Here is an 18,843-nt window from a genome sequence, read left to right as displayed (position 1 = left end):
TAATTTAAATCGTTCTTAATATAAAAGACTCTGTCACCCAATAAGGTATATATATGAAATTTTCTTACAGCAATCTTGCAGCAGCACTATTATCAACTCTTTCTGTATCAGCGTTTGCTGGTGATGTTGATATCTATGGTAAAGCCAATGTTACAGTTCAGTCATCAGATGACGGCACTGGTACTTACTCTGAAGTTAAAAGTAACGCTTCACGTATAGGTTTTAAAGGTGGACAAGATTTAGGTAATGGCCTTGAAGTTATTTTTAAAGCCGAGTTTCAAGTTGACCTTGATGGTGATAGTGACAAGGGTGATAGCATTACTGACCGTAATCAATATATTGGCTTGAAAGGTAATTTTGGTGAAGTATTGTTAGGTATTAACGATACCGTACTAAAACAGTCACAAGGCAAGGTTGACTTATTCAGTGATTTAAACGCAGATATTAAACAGCTCTGGAAAGGTGAGAACCGCATGAGCGACACGGTTACTTATAAATCACCTAAGGTTAACGGTTTTCAACTGGGTGTTACTTATATTGCAGAAGATGAGGTTGATGGACAAAATGGCACCTCAATGGCCGTTTTTTATGGTGATAAAGCGCTTAAAAAATCTAAGATTTATGCTGCTATCGCGGTAGACTCAGAAGTAAAAGGTTATGATGCGGCCCGTTTAACTGTGCAGGGTAAACTTGCTGGTTTCACGTTAGGTGCTATTGTTCACAGACAAGAAAAAGTTTCTGATGGCAGTGATGTCGAAGGTTTCTTGTTTTCAGCAAAATATGGCTTTGATAAAATTACAGTTAAAGGACAAGTACAAACGGCTAATTATGATGGCGGCGATCACCGTTCAGGTATGACTGTTGGCGTGGATTACGCATTAGCGAAAAGTACTAAACTTTTTGCTTTTTACACGAGTTTTGATCTCGACAATGAAGCTGACCAAGATTACTTAGCGACAGGCATAGAATACAAGTTTTAATTAATCACCGTATAGTAAAGATAAAAAAAGCGACTTTTGGTCGCTTTTTTTATAACTAGTGCTTTAGATGAAGATTAATAAATTAAGCTTTTGGCATGAAGATAAATGAATTAAACTTGTTGTGTGTAATATAAATGTCATAAAAAGTTATCACAATGGTCAATAAGTAAAGTGTAGTTAGACAACGGGAAGTTTACATGAATAGACAAATATTGGTTGTTGAAGATGAAGCGCCGATCAGGGAAATGATTACTTTTGTATTAGAGCAAAATGGTTTTAATGCTATTGAAGCTGAAGATTACGAACAGGCAAAAGCAAAGATTATTGAGCCTTATCCTGATTTGATTTTATTGGATTGGATGCTGCCAGGAGGCACAGGTGTTAAGCTTGCTAAATCATTAAAACAGAATGAATATACGCGAGCTATTCCTATTATAATGTTAACTGCTCGTGCCGATGAAGACGACAAGGTTAAAGGTTTTGATGCGGGTGTTGATGACTATGTTACTAAGCCATTTTCGCCGAAAGAGCTTATAGCGCGTATCAAAGCTGTTATTCGCAGAGTTTCTCCTACGGCGCTCGAAGAAGCCATTGAATTTCATGGTATGAAACTTGACCCCATCGCCCACCGTGTTTCAATTAATGACCGCTCACTCGAACTTGGACCTACGGAGTTTCGTTTATTACACTTTTTTATGACTCATACCGAGCGTGTTTATAGCCGTGAACAATTACTTGATAATGTTTGGGGAACCAATGTTTATGTGGAAGACCGAACGGTAGATGTTCATATTAGACGATTACGCAAAGCGATTACAGGCGAAGGGCATGAAAATTTTATTCAAACCGTTCGAGGCTCTGGCTACCGATTCTCCGGAAAGCTTAAAACGAGTGCGTAATACATAAGTATGCATTTTATTATTATTTATAGGTAAAAACGACTCACTATGTATTTTCGTTTATCCGTAAAAAGTATTATCACGCGTTTACTGACTATATTGTCAGTAAGCGCGTTATTTGGTTTTTTAATTGGCCAAACTCTCCTCGTACTCTGTATCAGTACCTTGGTTATTTTATGTTGGCATTATCACCATTTATTTAAACTGATTAAGTGGCTGTGGCGCAGTAAGTCACTCTCTCCTCCTCAATCTGAAGGTATCTGGGGAAAAATATATGATGGCCTGTACCGACAAATCAGACAGCATCGCCACAAACAAAAACAGCTAAACGAAAGAATTAGAAAATTCAGGGATGGTGCTGAAGCATTACCTGATGCTGCCTTAGTTTTATCTGATGAATTAACTATTTTGTGGGGCAATAAAAAAGCTCAGCGCATTTTAGGTATTCGTTGGCCGAGTGATGTTGGTCAACGTATTGATAACCTCATTCGTTTTCCTGAATTCTCTAAATATCTAGAACTCGGTAATTTTGAACAGCCCTGTCATATTATTTCACCTATTAACAGCGAATTACAGTTAGAGCTGCGCTTAATGGCTTATGGCAGTGACCAAGTACTCTTTCTTGCCCGAGACGTCAGTAAAATTAAAAGATTAGAAGAAATGCGGCGTGACTTTGTTGCCAATGTTTCTCATGAACTCAAAACACCCCTTACCGTGGTGCGTGGTTATGTGGAAATGATACTGACCACTGAACATGCGCTCGAACCTCATTGGCAAAAAGCTTTTAGCACTATTGAAACTCAAGTATCACGTATGGACCGCTTAGTAGAACAGTTATTAGTTTTATCACGTGTAGAAAATCATGCCGATGAAGAAAATAAACAACTTGTTGATATGCCTAAACTAATTAAAACATTGGTCGATGATGCCACTTGGCTCAACCAAGATAAACAACACAAAATTACTGCTGATCTTAGTGAAGACTTATGGATTGAAGGCATAGATACTGAATTGAAAAGTGCTTGTGTTAACTTAATATCTAATGCTATTGCTTATACGCCTGCTCATGGTTCTGTACACATTTTATGGCAACGAAGTGGTAATAAGGCTAAGTTTTCTGTTAAAGATAATGGTCCTGGTATTCGCCCTGAACACGTTAACCGGATCACAGAACGATTCTTTAGAGTAGACAAGTCACGTTCTCGTGATACTGGAGGTTCAGGCCTTGGTTTATCAATTGTTAAGCATGTATTGCACCACCATAACGCTGAATTAGCGATTGAAAGTCAGTGGGGAGAGGGCAGTGAATTTATCATTTATTTCGAGGTACTAGATAAAAGCTAAGGTTATTATTTATGCTTATTTAATGAGAGGATAAAGTTTTAAAGTTCTCTATTCTCTCATTGATAAGCTCCCTTAGAAGCCATTATTTACTGGCATTAAGAGACTTTAAAGTGCAGTGTTAATTGGTTGAGTGCAGCAGCAATATTACTGATATCTTTACTAGAAGCTGATACTTGCTCAGCACTGGTTGAGTTTTCATTCGCGACATCACTAATTGCGGTAACATTTTTACTAATTTCATTTGAGACACATGACTGTTCCTCTACCGCGGTAGCAATGAGGTCTGTCATTTGAGTGATACTCTCTATCTCGCCATTCATTGAAGCAATAACGTCAGCAACATCTTGTGTTTTTTCAATTGTTTGTCGACAAACATCTTGGCTAACCTCCATTGCTTTTACGGCATCCGTAGATGCTTTTTGGAGTTTTTCTATCATTAGCTCAATGTTCTTTGTGGATTCTTGTGTTTTTGAGGCTAATGTACGAACCTCATCTGCAACCACGGCAAAACCACGACCTTGCTCTCCTGCTCTTGCTGCTTCAATAGCTGCATTAAGTGCAAGTAAATTAGTTTGTTCTGCAATTCCTCTGATAACTTCTAGCACCAAGCCAATATCATTAGAATCTTTTTCTAAATCTTGAATGATATTATTAGCTTGATATATTTCAACACCTAAATTATTTAAATCATCAATAGCTTGGCTAATTTTTGTATTTGCTTGCCCAGATGATGAGCTGGCTTTTTGTGCTGAGTAAGCTACATTTGCTGCATTATGTGAAACTTCATTGATACTTACAGACATTTGTTCGACTGCTGTGGCGATTTGTGCAATATTCGATTTTTGATTTTGTAAGCTGGTCGAAGACTGTAAACTTAGTGCACTAGTTTCCATTGCTACATGAGTAAGGTTATTACTATCATGAATAATTTCGCTAATGACATTACGCAGGTGAGTCGTCATACGCTGCATAGCTGCATAAACACTGGAATGATTACTATGCTCTATAAAAGAAATCATCAGATCGCCATCTGCAATAGTTTCTGATATTTTTTGCATTTCAGTAGGCTCTCCACCGAGCGGTTTTAAAATAGACTTCGCTGTTAAAAGTGCAATGATAATAATGCATAAAACACATAAAACTATAATGTAGAATATATTCTTATACATTTTATAAACAGGTAAAAAAGCTTCTGCCACATCAATCTCAGCCAATAACACCCACTTAATACCATTAATATTAATAGGGGTATATGAAGATAGTACAGGGTTGCTGTTATAATCATCTATAATTTTATTTCCTGTTTCGCCACTTAGAGCTAACTTTACAGCCTCTGTATCAACACCGTTTTGCTTTACATTTCCAGCAAAAGACGCTTTGACTGAGTGTGCTTTAGGGTCAAGGAATGAGTCTGAACGCATCAGTAAATCACTGCCTACTAAGTAACTTTCACCACTTACGCCCATTCCAGAACGCTGCTGCATCAAATGATTAATCTTGTCGATTGAAAGTTGTAAGGCAATAACTATTTCTACGCCACTGCTATTGGTATAAGGCAAAGCTATAAAGCCAGCGGGTTCATTATTGCTAGGTGCATAACGGCTAAAATCAGACATTGCAAAGTTTTTGTTATTACTAACTTTCTTATATAGTTTTCCTAAACCTGATTGATTATAGGCGCCGGTTAAAAGATTTGTTTGGTAATCAGCTTCTTTAGTTACGGTGTAGAAAATATCACCCTTTTTATCTATAAGAAAAAAGTCATAATATCCATAAGTATGAATAAAACTTTCAAAAAAATTATGGTTATTATTAGCGCTTGATTTAAGTGATTTAGCAGAAGAGAAATTCAACATATTATCAACAGTTTCTGACAGTATCTTTATGTCACTTTTACGTTCATTAAAATAGTCTTCAATTTGAGTTTTTTTTATTTCACGTACGGCAGTTAATTGAGAAAAGACTTGTTTTTCGAGAGCAGAACTTGATATGTAGCTGGAAATTAAACCAACAGCCATCGTCGGTAATAATGCGATAGATAAAAATGTGATCAGTAATTTATTCTTTAAATTCATCATAATTCCTTTTATAAATAATGTAATCTGCCTAATAATCTCGAACAAAGGTTAAAACATTGTTCTTGATTTAATGATAATAATTAACGATTTAATTTTATTTTAGCAATGCCAATTAATTACAGAAAACTTTTTTGTTATAAAGTTGTCATTATAGTGTAACGAATGGTTTCCATTTGTTAGTGTAGGCAAATATTAAGGATAATATAGCTTATATCTATACCTGTAATATAAGTGTCACATAAACTTTATATAGTGTTCATAAATTAATTAGCCCCAAATAAATTAATAATAATTTAATGGGGAAAACACTCTCAGTGGAGAATAACATGGGTTTTAAACGTGCTTTAGGCGTTATAGGTTTAGCAAGCTTGGTGAGTTTCTCATCATTAGCAATGGATAAAGATTTACCTGAATATAAAAAAGTCAGTGGTATTTCAGGTAACTTATCTTCAGTGGGTTCAGATACCTTAGCAAACATGATGACATTCTGGGCTGAAGAGTTTAAACGCACTTACCCAAATGTGAATATACAAATTCAAGCCGCTGGTTCATCTACTGCGCCACCAGCATTAACAGAAGCCACTTCAAACTTAGGCCCTATGAGCCGTAAGATGAAGTCGCGTGAAATAGAAGCATTCGAAAAACGTTATGGCTATAAGCCAATGGCGGTTCGTGTTGCTATTGACGCATTAGCAGTATTTGTTCATAAAGATAATCCTATTAAAGGATTACGTATTGAACAAGTCGATGCTATTTTCTCAAATAACCGCAAATGTGGTGCTGATAAAGATGCAGACCGTTGGGGCGACTTAGGTTTAACAGGTGACTGGGAAGCAAAAGACATTCAACTTTATGGTCGTAACTCAGTTTCTGGTACTTACGGTTACTTTAAAAAGAAAGCCCTTTGTAAGGGTGATTTTAAAAACACAGTTAATGAACAACCAGGCTCAGCTTCAGTCGTTCAATCAGTATCCTCTTCACTAAACGGTATTGGATATTCTGGTATCGGTTATACAACTTCAGGTGTTCGTGCTTTACCTTTGTCTAAAAAAGGTGACAACTATGTTGAAGCTAATATGGCGAATGCTATATCGAAAAAATACCCATTATCTCGTTTCCTATACGTTTATGTAAATAAGCATCCAAACAAGCCATTAGCGCCAATGGATGCTGAATTTTTAACTATGGTACTTTCTAAGTCAGGTCAAAAGATTGTTGAGAAAGATGGTTATATTCCATTACCGAACTCAGTTGTTCAAAAAGAATTGAAAAAATTAGGTATTAAGCTTTAAGTAAAAGCACCAGTACCACTTTGAAAAGGCCTGGCTTATGTCAGGCCTTTTTGTTTTCTATGGCACTCGTAAAAACCTAAAGGTTGATGAAAATCATTAGAGGATTGAGGCTGTTTTCAGTTAATACTGAATTTTAGTTTAGTAGCCAGGAGTTAACAGTAATTTTATGAGAGTATTATTGAAGGGGAGAGAGGGATGATCTTGTTTACTAAATCCTTTTTAACATCAGGGTTAAGCAAGTCTATGAATAAAATATCACGGGATTATCAAGCTCAAAGAAGTATTGATAAGTGGGCTAATAAAACCGTGTAGATTAAGTTACAATTCAACAGATTAACGAGAAATATCAATCATTAAATCGTCAGCAAGATCTTCTAATGCATTTATTAAGCTTGGTGTTTGTTCTTTATTAACCGCTAAGGTTATTTTCGCTTTAAATAGTGGCTGGCCAGTATGTGGCGCATTATCTTGCTCGCTGACAAGCCTTATCATGTTACCCCCTTGATGGTGAATAACCGCAGATATTTCTTCTACAATACCTTCTCGATCGTTTGCTGTTAGCTCTAAAACTACCGGTGACTCATCGCTTATTTGGCTAGGGGTAGTTTTTTCGATAATGACTTTAAAACCGTCCAGTGTTGTAATTGCACGAGTTAGTGCTTCACATTGACCTTGCTCTACCGCTATTTCGAGTACACCAGCAAAACAGCCCGACAAATGATGTAAACTACTGGTTTGCCAGTTACCTTGGTGTTGTTTAATGACTTTGGATAAAGTTTCGACTAAACCAGGACGGTCTATGGTAATAAATGAAATAACTAAGTGATTCATAATGTTCCTCTATAAAGCAAGGCGAATGTCATCATATCAAGCAAGGCGTGATAATTGCGAAAGTTCTTTATGCAACTGGCTTTCATCACCTAAATTTAATTCAACCAACCGTCTTAAATGGGTCACACTGTCAATATCGATAGCATTACATTGCAAGCCTACTTCGCACTGTAAACCTAGCTTGTCATTTTCTTCATGAACGACAGCAATATGCATTTCAACGATTGATTCGCCATTAACTAAGTCAAAATGTAATAAGCCTAACTTACCTTTTAATGACTTTTCAGCTTTAGGCATAGTAACCAAAGCGCCATTAAGTGAAATGTCGTGGATAGTAACTGGATAATTCTGCTGTTCAACCTCTAATATTGCATTGATTGAAAACAAAACTCGCGTGAATTGACGTCTATTTTCCATTGCTTAAGTTCAAATTATAAATGGGTATCTTCAGCATAGCTCCCTTTTAGCAAAAAGGCACTTTATTCGTGTGGATTTTTATAAAACCACAAAAATAAAGTGCCGATAACTATTTAATAACTAATAGATAATTTAAAAATTATCTATTAGCTTTAGCTTAGCCAATTTTTTTGTATCTAATTCTGTGAGGCTCAGTCGCTGCAGGGCCCAGTGTTTTCTTTAACCAAGCTTCATAGTCAGTAAAATTACCTTCATAGAAGTTAATCTTACCTTCATCACGGTAATCTAAAATGTGAGTTGCAATGCGGTCAAGGAACCAACGGTCATGTGAGATAACCATGGCACAACCAGGGAACTCTAACAACGCTTCTTCAAGCGCACGTAAGGTTTCAACATCAAGATCGTTGGTTGGTTCATCAAGCAGTAATACGTTACCACCGGTTTGTACTAGCTTAGCTAAATGAACTCGGTTACGTTCACCACCAGACAACTCACCGATGATCTTTTGTTGATCGTTACCTTTAAAGTTAAAACGGCTAACATAAGCACGGCTTGGAATTTCAAAATTACCAATTTGTAATATCTCATGGCCTTGAGATATTTCTTGGTAGACAGTTTTACTATTGTCCATGTCATCACGGAACTGATCAACACTGGCAAGTTTAACTGTATCACCTAGCTCTACATTACCTGAGTCTGGTTTTTCAGCACCCGACATTATTTTAAACAACGTTGATTTACCTGCGCCGTTTGGTCCGATAATACCAACGATAGCACCTTTGGGCACACTAAAACTTAAGTCATCAATAAGTACTCTGTCACCAAAAGATTTGGTTAAGTTATTAACATCTAAAACCTTATCCCCTAGACGAGGTCCAGGTGGAATGTAAAGTTCGTTGGTTTCATTACGTTTTTGATGATCTTGACTATTAAGCTCTTCAAAGCGCGCCATACGGGCTTTACTTTTTGATTGACGAGCTTTCGGATTTGAACGCACCCATTCAAGTTCTTGCTTGATGGTTTTTTGTAGTGCACTTTCACCTTTACTTTCTTGTGCAAGACGTGCATCTTTTTGTTCTAACCATGAAGAATAGTTACCTTCATAAGGAATACCATGCCCTCTATCAAGCTCTAGAATCCAACCCGCTACATTATCAAGGAAGTATCTATCATGGGTAATTGCTACCACAGTGCCGGGGTAATCGTGTAAGAATCGCTCTAACCAAGCAACAGATTCAGCATCTAAATGGTTAGTTGGTTCATCAAGTAATAACATGTCTGGTTTTTCGAGCAATAAACGGCAAAGCGCGACACGACGGCGTTCACCACCACTTAGTACCGCAATTTTTTGATCCCACTCAGGTAAGCGTAAAGCATCAGCCGCACGCTCTAAAACGTTATCAAGATTATGACCATCTTGCGCATTAATAATATCTTCTAAATCGCCTTGTTCTTTGGCTAAGGCATCAAAATCAGCGCCTTCTTCTGCATATTCGTTATAGACTTGGTCTAAACGAGCCATAGCATTTTTAACTTCAGCAACCCCTTCTTCAACAGCTTCACGCACTGTTTGGCTTTCATCAAGTTGAGGCTCTTGCGGTAAGTAACCAATTTTTGTACCGGCTAAAGACGTTGCTTCACCTTCAAAATCTTTATCAACACCTGCCATAATTCGAAGCAGCGTTGATTTACCTGAACCGTTTAAACCTAAAACACCAATTTTAACGCCAGGGAAAAATGAAAGACTAATATCTTTAAGTATTGTTCTTTTAGGTGGAACCACTTTTGATACGCGGTTCATCGACATGATAAATTTATCTGGTAATGGTTGTGCCATGAAAAACCTTATTATTTGAAGGAAAAAGTAACTTGTCGATATTTTAGGTTAAAGGGGCTAGGCAAGCAAATGTGTTTGAATCGTTTTAGCGCTGGTGTTTAAAAAAAAGCGGTTTGTAGATAATAACTGGTTTTAAAAGAGAGCTTCTAAAACCAGTTATTCGATCTCACCGGTTATATGCCTAATAATATGAATTAAAAAACCAGGTTAAAGATGTACTTTTAATTGCTCAACGATAGCGATAAAGGTGGGTCTTTTAAATGTATCTGCTTGCATACAACGGCATTTTATTATCAATAGCGCTTGGTATTGCGCAGTGTTTTCTAGATGAAGAGACAAAAGCAATAAATCATCTAATAAACAGCCTAAAGCTCTTACTTCTATCGCTTGCATTGCTTTTTGTTGTGTTTCAGGCAAAACCTTTAAGTTAGAAGCGGCACCAAAATCACCAAACAGCATATTTGCGTTTTCATCGACCATAGTATTGTGAGCATAGATATCACCATGGCTGACTTTATTTTCATGTAAATGACGTAAAGTGTCAGCCATGCTAAGGACTATTTTTATTATCTGACTTGTTGTTAATGTGGCAGACGTAGGAAAAGTATCACGAGTACAGCTTGTTAACGAAGGGGGTAAACCTAAGTTATAAAAACGCTGAGGAATTAACTCCATGATTAAAGCAAGTTGCTCTTTCGACATGATTTTAGCAATGACTTTGATTAAGTTTTTATGTTCACCGGCTTGCAAGTAATTATTTAGTTCATCAATAGGGTAACCATCACTGGTTATTTCACCTTTAAAAATCTTTACCGCTATATCGTCATCTGAATCAATGGTTATAGGTTTAGTTAACCATGTTGCTTGATGAATTATCCCTGATGCGCCTTCACCTAATTTTTGTTTTAGTTGAAAGTCTTGTGGTGAAATACTTGGTATGTGTTCAATGACTGGTTGAACACTACGCGTTAACTTATTACCCGAAAAAGCTAGCCACGCCAATTTAGGTAGTTGAAAGAGCCAATCGGGAAGTGTGACTAATTGATTAGCCGAAAGACGTATTAATTCTAAATTTTTACAGTTCTGCATACTATCGGGCAGTTGCTGTAATTGATTGCCAGCAAATGCTAATTTTTGTAAACGGCTTAGCTTGCCCATTGAATGGGGTAGTACTGATATTTTATTATCGGTTAATATCAACCAACGTGTTCCTGTTGGCAGCACGTTTTCATCTACTCGGCTTAATTGATTACCTTTGAAACTGATCATTTCTAGCTGTGGGCAAGCCGCTAAAACTTCAGGAATACTTTTAAAGTTATTATTAGTTAAAAATAATATCTTTAACTTCTTCAATGAAGAAAATTCACAGGGCAAAGCCGTTAATTTGTTATTCGCTAAGTCTAATACTTCAAGAGAGTTTGCTAATGAAAAAATTTTTTGTGGAAATTCAGTTAAATTCTCACTGAGGGTTAAATGTGTTATGTCTGAATATTTACCTGAATTGAGCTGGGCTAATGTTTGCAAGATAAAGCCTAATAGGGCGCTAAAATTTGCTGCTATTTTACCGTTAAACTGAACTAAGCTAAAGTGCTTTAATATTTTTGGCGTAAATTGGCTATTCTTATGCGATTATTAATGATTGCTTCCTGTTTGGTTAACCTTAAAACGATTAATGTCATCATAACTTAACCACTTTATTAACCTTAGTTTATTCATTTACCTCACTGATAAAATAAGAGTCACTATGTATAAAATACAAAAAAAATCATTATTACCAGTGTTGTGATAGCTTTTTTTGTTGCTGTTTCATCGAACGCACAGCATTATCAACAAGGTATTGATAAAAATAGTATCGTAACGTTTAAAAAGGTCATGCAGGCATTGTTATCTGACACCAAGATGTTCACACAAGGAATTATTTTAGAAGACTTTAGCCTTGTTGAAAGTGCAGCACAGGGGATTATTAATCACCCAAAACCAGCAATGTCGTAACGGAAAAAATTGATGAAAGCCTTAGGATTAAAAGTCCCTACATTTAAAGGTTTTGACGAAGTTGTTCATGGTGGCGCTATCAAAATTAAGCAAGCGGCCAAAGAAAAAAATATGGTTGTTATTGTCGCTGAATATCAATAATTAATACTGGCTTGTCAATCTTGCCATAGCACGTTTAAAGCTGAACTGACGATAGCTTTGAAATAGTTAGTGCTAGCTTTTACTTGAGTAGATATTATTTTTTAATGATATTTATAAGTGAATATATAACTAATTAAGCAAAAGCTGACAAGGGTATAGCCAAATCAGCTTTTTGTTTGAAATGAATATTGCAATATAGAAACTGACAGTCAATAATTCCCTTTCAATTCTATTTTTCAATTAGTCGCTTATTTTGTCTTACTTAGATTTCAATATTGAGAATAGCTTTTCTTCACAGTTACCTGAAGATTTAGAAGAGTCTATTTTTCCGCACCAGGTTCATGCCGCTGCTTTTTCTTGGGTATCACCTAAAAGAACGTCAAATCCACAGTTGGTTACGATTAGTCGTGATGTTGCCTCAATATTAGGGTTAAGCGAAGAGCAGCTTAAAAGTGATGAATTTTTACAGTTGTTCACGGGGAATGTCGTGCCCAAAGAATTCGCCCCTTATGCGATGTGTTATGGTGGACACCAGTTTGGCCATTGGGCTGGGCAATTAGGTGATGGCCGCGCTATTAACTTAGCTGAAGTAAACACCCCTTTAGATGGCCATAAAGTTCTCCAGCTAAAAGGCGCAGGACCCACTCCGTTTTCACGAACAGCTGATGGCTTAGCGGTATTACGTTCATCGGTACGAGAGTTCTTATGTTCAGAAGCGATGTTTCATTTAGGTATTCCTACCACCCGAGCACTGAGTTTATCGTTAACGGGTGATAGTGTCGTTCGAGATATGTTTTATAACGGTAATGCGAAAGCTGAATTAGGCGCTGTTGTCTGTCGAGTGTCTTCGTCATTTATGCGTTTTGGAAGTATTGAGCTACCGGCTTACCGTAAAGATAAAGCTTTGTTAAAGCAGCTCGTTGATTATTCGATTAAACGAGATTTTCCGCATTTATTAAATGACCACGAAAGTGACTCGGTACAAGGTTATTTAGCTTGGTTTGATGAAATTGCCCAACGCACTTGTCGATTGATGGTGCATTGGATGCGGGTTGGTTTTGTTCATGGCGTAATGAATACCGACAATATGTCATTAATTGGTGAAACAATTGATTATGGTCCTTATGGTTGGATTGATAATTTTGATTTGTCTTGGACACCAAATACCACAGATGCTCAAGGTAAGCGTTACAGCTTCGGCAAACAGGGTGAAATTTCACAATGGAACTTATTTCAATTAGCAAACGCTATCTATCCATTGATAGAAGAATCTAAACCACTAGAAGTGATATTAAATAATTACAGTAAAACGTATCAACAACAGTGGCATGAAATGATGTCGAATAAACTGGGTATTACGGCTGAAGATAAAAACCATAAAGCGGACACAACATTGTTTTTAGCACTCGAAACCTTGTTGGGTGATATAGAAACAGACATGACTATTTTTTATCGTTTACTGGCTGATTTTAGTTACGACGAAAAAGTTAAAGCAAATAACGTCAATCATTTTGCCGATTGCTTCTATCTAGACGAGCAGTTAACGCCACAGCATCAAGCACGTTTTTCTTCTTGGCTAGAAAGCTACGCTAATCGAATTCAGCACGACGAAAAAACAGCAGCACAAAGAAAAGCGGCGATGAATAAGGTGAACCCTAAATATGTATTGCGTAATTATTTAGCACAACAAGCGATTGAGCTTGCAGAGCAAGGTGATTTTAGTAAATCACATGAATTACAAAAGGTTCTGGAAAACCCTTATGATGAACAAGTTGAATATCATCATTACAGTGAGAAACGTCCTGAATGGGCGAGAAATAAGGCGGGTTGTTCGATGTTATCGTGCAGCTCTTAAAGCGTTGTTGATTAGCGCTTAAAACTAAAAATAAAACCTTACCGACCTGTATTTTTCACGAGGTCGAGTAAGGTTTTATTTTGCTGGCGTAGAGACTTTATCAAAGCCATTAACTTAAAAATTAAGCGACAACGGCTAAGTGTTTATCGCGCTACTTGGCACACTAGTCGGACTAATATGCTCAATAGGATAACAGCCTAATATTTTAATGAAATTAGTAATTGAGGTTATTTCATTAATTGCTTCTTGTAGTACAGCACTCTTCAAATTGGCTTCAACATCAATATAAAACATTTCTTCCCATGGTCGCCCTTGAATAGGTCTAGATTCAAGTTTACACATGTTAATACCTTTTGCTTTTAAAATAATAAGACAGTCAACTAAGGCACCTGCTTTTTGTCCTGTTGCTAAAATCAATGCTGTTTTAGCAGGGATTTGTTCAGCGACATCAATAGGTTTACGAGCGACTAAAATAAAACGACTATGATTTTCTGCTTGGTTAGCAATCGACTTTTCTAAAGCATGAAGCTTATAGAGATGACCACCTTCTTCACTGCCAATAACGGCGACTGTAGGGTCTTGCAACTCATACGCTTGAGCCATAGCATCAGCGGTACTGTCACAATATTCGATGCGAATATTTTTTTGTTTGTCGAGAAAATTACTACACTGAGTAAAAGGTTGTCCGTGCGCGTAAATCGTTTTTATTTTGCTGAGTTGGGTATTTACTGCTGTTAATAAGCAATGCTCAATCGGCTGAGTTATCTCGCCAACAATTGACAAGTTAGTGTGTTGTAGGGCGTCATAAACTTCGTTAATACTACCTGAACTGGTATTTTCAATGGGCAGCATACCGTAATCTACATGGCCAGATTCGACTTGTTGCATAATTTCTTTGAAACTTTGGCAACCGTATTCATTGATTTTTGCTGCACGGCGTGAGAAATATCGATGACTAGCTAAATAGCTATAAGAGCCCTTATTACCTAGAAAAGCGACGCTAACCGTAGGCACTTGGATATTGGGGTTGGCCAATGTTTGTAAATAGGCTTGCTGATTTAAGACTGAATCTTCAATAATTGTTTGATAAACGCTGGTAACGTAATGAGCATCTAAACCGAGCACTTTACCTTGGTTAATTAAACGTATTAATAATTCTTGCTCACGTTGTTGATCGCGAACGGGACGTATCTGATGCGCTTTACTTTTTGCAACACTGAGAGTGAGAGAGCGGCGTTGAGCAAATAACTCTAATAATTGCTGGTCAAGTTTGGTTATTTTTTCACGAATTTTATTCAGATCTAAATCTTCACTCACAGTACTTCCACCCTATATATTATTTTCGAAAATGGTTAAAAAGAAAGAATCCTGATGTTTTAGTAAAGGAAAGTAATGAAGGCGACTAAAACAAGCTATTAGCTAGGATACATAGCATTACTGTAGCGAGGGCGAAGAAATTGTTCAAGCCTTTATTGCTAAAGGCTTGTATTAAAAAAATCTATAATAGAAATAGATTTTTAGCTTTGTGGAAAACATTGCCAAATAATGGCAAAAGAAGACACGGTTGCTACTCCCCAGACAATTGAACGCAGTAGTCCAATATTGAATAAATATAATAAGTTGTAAGCCACTCGAGCGATAACGTGGCTAATTGCTAAGAAAGTTACACTGTCGGTTATTGTATTCGTGGTTATTGCGAGCAAAACCGCTGGGACAAAAATAATCAGTGATTCAAAAGCATTTTGGTGAGCCGCGAGTGCTCGGGCCCCAAAGCCAGTTAGTTTTGCTTGTTGCGCACGCGGATGGTTATTGTCATAGCCATCGAGTTTACTCATAGCCATTGCAACAGGGGCTTTAGCTAAATAAGGCAATAGAGTGGCTGTAAATAAACACCAGATAAGAATCGTCATACTTTTCCTCTTTTTATATTGTAGATAGTAATTTTAGTGTTGAAAATTTAACTTAATAGCTCAGTAATGTCAGTGTATATTTTGTCTCACCCGGTAAGAAAGGTGAGGGCTTTCCTTGTACCCAATCATCATGACCTAAACCATAATAAGGGCTCCACGGGTGGCCAGACTGGCTGGTTGGCATATGTAATATTCCTGATGCCTCATGACCCGGTGAAACCACCATACGTTGAGAGGCACCAAAAGACTTTCCTTGTACACGAGGCATATAGCTATCGCCAGCAAGAGGTATTGGCAGCATATCTAACCAACGACCAATAAAGGGTATAGCGTTACTAAGTGGGTGTTGTATTTTACTGGTGTTCTGTTGCCCCCAAGTCGCTTTAGCCAATGGTTGGTCTTGGGTCATATCCGTTAAGGTGGTAGAGAGTGCTCGCTCAAAAACTTTTTGCCAGTTATCTTCGGGCAACCATAAAAAGTTGCTTGGTTGTTCATTAATCATTTGCCAAAGCGGTGTTTCTACTTGGTGGCGAATGGTGTGAAAAGAGTAGCCATTATCTAAGTGAGTTAAGTTTTCGTTGAGTAGACTAAAAACATCATTACGCACATTCAAGCGAAAATTATTAACAAGGCGATAAGCGACTGAGTCTGTGCATGCACATAAATTATCAGTATTAAGGGTTTCTTTCACTGCTTGCCAACGCGGATGACTGATAATAGCGTCGGGTGTTAGTACTTTATCAATTAAAAATTTCTGCCAGCGTTTTAAAAAAATGGCGCGGTCGTCCAGCGCAATATCAAGTAAGTTTTGTTCCGAAAACACCTCTTTTGCAAGTAATCCTTCTCTGATTTGTTGTGCCCTTGCACCAAGTGCATAACCGCCGTTGCCTAATTTTTCTAACATTTTACCGCCAACCACACGAGCATTTGCGGTCCATAAACGGTTATTTTGCGGATTTTTAATTTTAGGATACAGATCCGCTTTTAAATATCCTTGCCAATGATTGATACCGTCACCCCAATGTGTAGGTGTTTCGCCAAACGAGGAGGATTTTTTTGGAATAGGCCCCATGATTGTCCAGCCAATATTTCCCGCTTTATCTCCGACAACTAGATTTTGTGCCGGAATACCTGCTTGGTTAGCAATGTTAAATGCCTCGTCAACGCTAGTGGCTAATTCGAGTTGAGTTTGGTGCAGATTTACGGCTTGTACATCATGTGCAACCCAGCGATAAGCTAATAATTGTTGGCTGTTGTTCACTCCTATAACGGGCCCCCAAATTGTTTCTTTGACTATGATTTCCTGTGCGTCTTGACCTTTTACCGCAATAACATGTTTATGCTCAGTAAAGTCTTGATAGCCAGCAGGTGTCAAGTATTGGCTCTTATCTACATTGGTATCTAAAATAATTATATCGCTCCAATCGCCGTAACTATTAGTAAACCCCCATGCAATATTACCGTTACTGCCAGCAATGATATTAGGTGTTCCCGGGAGGGTCAGTCCTGTTACTTTGATGGCTTTATTATTATCGCTTTGATATTCAAAGGTTGCCCGAAACCAAGTGTTTGGTACGCGTATTCCTAAATGCATATCGTTAGCAACAATGGCACTTCCTGTTTTACTTATTTTCCCCGATACCGCCCAGTTGTTTGAACCTGGGAACTCCTCACCTTGATATTTTTGCTCAGGTATATTTTTTACTAAATTTTGTACCGTATTAGCAGCTAAAGCATCTTGTTCAGATGAGGCAGAAGGCCATGCACGTGTTGGCATTTTACTTGATGGATACTGACTACCATCAATGGCGGCATCCCAAATGCTGCCTTTAGGATTCAAAAATTTAAAGACATCTTCACCTAAGGTGTTTTTTATATTTCCTAAGGTTCTTTCACGGTCACCTGCCGCATATTGTAAGTCCATGTACATACTTAATACAGTTAATATGGTGTCTTCTTCTTGCCAAGAAACAGGAGCCTGTTGAAGTAATAGATATTCAAAGGGAGGTGAGCTTAAATTATTTATGCCCTGATTCACACCACGGGTATAGGCTTTGAGTAAGGCCAAATCTTTTTTAGGAAGTTGTGCAACTATGGCTCTAGCACGCTCACGAAAACGATGACGGCGGATCTCTTTATCATGTGGCAAGGCTTTTTCGCCAAATAAGCTGGCGAGTTCGCCTGCTGAATTACGGCGCAGTAGGTCCATCTGAAAAAAACGTTCTTGGGCATGTATAAACCCTGTGGCGACTGCAACATCGTTACGTTTCTTCGCTTTTATGGTGACAATACCCTGACTATCGCGCTCAACAATGGCTGTATCACTCAAGCCAAGTAATGTTCGCTTTCCTTCAAGTACCGGTAACGCGCTATCAATTTGGCTGTAAATCCAAGTACCTAAACTTGTAACAACTAAAAATAAGATCAGCAAGAAACCAATTAATATATGTTTAAATCTATTCATAATGTGGTGTATTTAGGATATTTAGACGTGCTAGATTACCTTATTATTTATAAAGTTAACATTTAATGATAGAAGATTATTATCGGTTTATGTACAAAGAAAAGCCGAGCTACTTTTTTATTGCTATTTTTCCCGATAGAATAGCAATAATTACTATTGATAAACCTAATTAAGGAGTTTGTATGGCATCTTTACAAGATCAGCTATTAAAAGCAGGCTTAACGACTAAGCAAAAAGCGCGACAAGCAAATACAAGCCAGCGTAAATCAAATAAACAAAAACGCAGTGGCGTAGCAAAAGACGAAAGTTTACAAGAACAAGTAAAGCAAGACTTAGCTAAAGCTCAAAAAGAAAAATTGGCGAAAGACACCGCGCTCAATGAAGAAAGAAAGCAACAGCTCGCCAACAAAGAAAAAATGTTACGTATTCAACAAATACTCGAACACCATCAAATAAAAAATGTTACCGGTGAAACAGAATATAATTACACCTTTAACAGTAAAATTAAAAAGTTATTTGTTAACGCGGTTACCCATAGAGCTTTAGTTAATGGCCGATTAGCGGTTTGTGGGTTAACTGAACAGAGCTATTTAGTCACAGCAGAAACCGCAGCAAAAGTAGCGACTTTAGATGCTAGTGTTATTTTAGTACAAAATGATAAAGTGGAAAGTGATTTAATTGAAGCTGACGATCCTTATGCCGATTATCAAATTCCTGACGATATGATGTGGTAGATAGCCATTTGTGCAAAATGAAAGCAGTGTTAACCAAGTAGATATGTTAAACTCGCGCAAAATTAGGGT

At 37.4% G+C, this 18,843-nt stretch carries 16 protein-coding genes; 8 read left to right on the top strand and 8 right to left on the bottom strand.

The window, feature by feature from the left end; translation table 11 throughout:
• The first annotated feature begins 53 nt into the window (after positions 1-53).
• The 3 genes from H4J66_RS15195 (at position 54) to phoR (ending at position 3,223) form a co-directional block, all read left to right on the top strand.
• Positions 54-980, top strand: coding sequence for a porin (locus tag H4J66_RS15195; RefSeq protein WP_182175837.1), 927 nt, complete (start codon positions 54-56; stop codon positions 978-980).
• A gap of 197 nt (positions 981-1,177) precedes the next feature.
• Complete coding sequence (phoB, locus tag H4J66_RS15190; protein WP_182175836.1) at positions 1,178-1,879, top strand: phosphate regulon transcriptional regulator PhoB; 702 nt, start codon at positions 1,178-1,180, stop codon at positions 1,877-1,879.
• Between the two features lie 48 nt (positions 1,880-1,927).
• Complete coding sequence (gene phoR, locus H4J66_RS15185) at positions 1,928-3,223, top strand: phosphate regulon sensor histidine kinase PhoR (protein ID WP_182175835.1); 1,296 nt, start codon at positions 1,928-1,930, stop codon at positions 3,221-3,223.
• A 95-nt stretch (positions 3,224-3,318) separates the two neighbouring features.
• Here phoR and H4J66_RS15180 read toward each other — a convergent pair whose 3' ends face one another.
• Positions 3,319-5,298, bottom strand: a complete 1,980-nt coding sequence (locus H4J66_RS15180; RefSeq protein WP_182175834.1) for a methyl-accepting chemotaxis protein — start codon at positions 5,296-5,298, stop codon at positions 3,319-3,321.
• A 329-nt stretch (positions 5,299-5,627) separates the two neighbouring features.
• Between H4J66_RS15180 and H4J66_RS15175 the strand changes: the two genes are divergently transcribed.
• A complete protein-coding gene (locus H4J66_RS15175) occupies positions 5,628-6,593 on the top strand; it encodes a PstS family phosphate ABC transporter substrate-binding protein (protein WP_182175833.1) in 966 nt (321 codons plus the stop codon).
• Positions 6,594-6,926: 333 nt separating this feature from the next.
• On the opposite strand, the gene H4J66_RS15170 is transcribed toward H4J66_RS15175, so the two are convergent.
• The 4 genes from H4J66_RS15170 to H4J66_RS15155 all read right to left on the bottom strand — a co-directional run bounded on the left by H4J66_RS15170 (position 6,927) and on the right by H4J66_RS15155 (position 11,202).
• A complete protein-coding gene (locus H4J66_RS15170; protein ID WP_182175832.1) occupies positions 6,927-7,424 on the bottom strand; it encodes a glycine cleavage system protein R in 498 nt (165 codons plus the stop codon).
• Positions 7,425-7,460: 36 nt separating this feature from the next.
• Positions 7,461-7,841, bottom strand: coding sequence for a PilZ domain-containing protein (locus H4J66_RS15165; RefSeq protein WP_070375936.1), 381 nt, complete (start codon positions 7,839-7,841; stop codon positions 7,461-7,463).
• 157 nt (positions 7,842-7,998) lie between these two features.
• Positions 7,999-9,678: an energy-dependent translational throttle protein EttA gene (gene ettA, locus H4J66_RS15160; RefSeq protein WP_070375937.1), complete on the bottom strand. Its 1,680-nt coding sequence runs from the start codon at positions 9,676-9,678 to the stop codon at positions 7,999-8,001.
• 207 nt (positions 9,679-9,885) lie between these two features.
• Positions 9,886-11,202: a leucine-rich repeat domain-containing protein gene (locus tag H4J66_RS15155; RefSeq protein WP_182175831.1), complete on the bottom strand. Its 1,317-nt coding sequence runs from the start codon at positions 11,200-11,202 to the stop codon at positions 9,886-9,888.
• Between the two features lie 258 nt (positions 11,203-11,460).
• Here H4J66_RS15155 and H4J66_RS15150 point away from each other — a divergent pair, with 258 nt between their 5' ends.
• The 3 genes from H4J66_RS15150 to H4J66_RS15145 all read left to right on the top strand — a co-directional run bounded on the left by H4J66_RS15150 (position 11,461) and on the right by H4J66_RS15145 (position 13,666).
• On the top strand, positions 11,461-11,670 hold the full coding sequence (locus H4J66_RS15150) for a hypothetical protein (RefSeq protein WP_182175830.1): 210 nt from the start codon (positions 11,461-11,463) through the stop codon (positions 11,668-11,670).
• 12 nt (positions 11,671-11,682) lie between these two features.
• Entirely contained in the window at positions 11,683-11,811 is a 129-nt protein-coding gene (locus H4J66_RS20470; RefSeq protein ID WP_259369142.1) for a hypothetical protein, read from the top strand.
• Between the two features lie 253 nt (positions 11,812-12,064).
• Positions 12,065-13,666: a YdiU family protein gene (locus H4J66_RS15145; RefSeq protein ID WP_182175829.1), complete on the top strand. Its 1,602-nt coding sequence runs from the start codon at positions 12,065-12,067 to the stop codon at positions 13,664-13,666.
• Between the two features lie 135 nt (positions 13,667-13,801).
• Here H4J66_RS15145 and H4J66_RS15140 read toward each other — a convergent pair whose 3' ends face one another.
• The 3 genes from H4J66_RS15140 to H4J66_RS15130 form a co-directional block, all read right to left on the bottom strand.
• Positions 13,802-14,983, bottom strand: coding sequence for a chorismate mutase (locus H4J66_RS15140; RefSeq protein WP_070375941.1), 1,182 nt, complete (start codon positions 14,981-14,983; stop codon positions 13,802-13,804).
• 200 nt (positions 14,984-15,183) lie between these two features.
• A complete protein-coding gene (locus tag H4J66_RS15135) occupies positions 15,184-15,576 on the bottom strand; it encodes an MAPEG family protein (protein ID WP_182175828.1) in 393 nt (130 codons plus the stop codon).
• Between the two features lie 52 nt (positions 15,577-15,628).
• Positions 15,629-18,040 carry a penicillin acylase family protein gene (locus H4J66_RS15130; protein ID WP_182175827.1) on the bottom strand — a complete coding sequence of 804 codons (2,412 nt, stop codon included), beginning with the start codon at positions 18,038-18,040 and terminating at the stop codon, positions 15,629-15,631.
• Between the two features lie 182 nt (positions 18,041-18,222).
• Here H4J66_RS15130 and H4J66_RS15125 point away from each other — a divergent pair, with 182 nt between their 5' ends.
• On the top strand, positions 18,223-18,774 hold the full coding sequence (locus H4J66_RS15125) for a DUF2058 domain-containing protein (protein ID WP_182175826.1): 552 nt from the start codon (positions 18,223-18,225) through the stop codon (positions 18,772-18,774).
• Positions 18,775-18,843 lie beyond the last annotated feature (69 nt).

Origin of the sequence: Colwellia sp. MB3u-55 (assembly GCF_014076785.1) — a bacterium.
Classification (GTDB): Bacteria; Pseudomonadota; Gammaproteobacteria; order Enterobacterales; family Alteromonadaceae; genus Colwellia_A.
The sequence above is the reverse complement of the archived record's forward strand: the minus strand, read 5'-3'. Positions and strand labels throughout refer to the sequence as shown.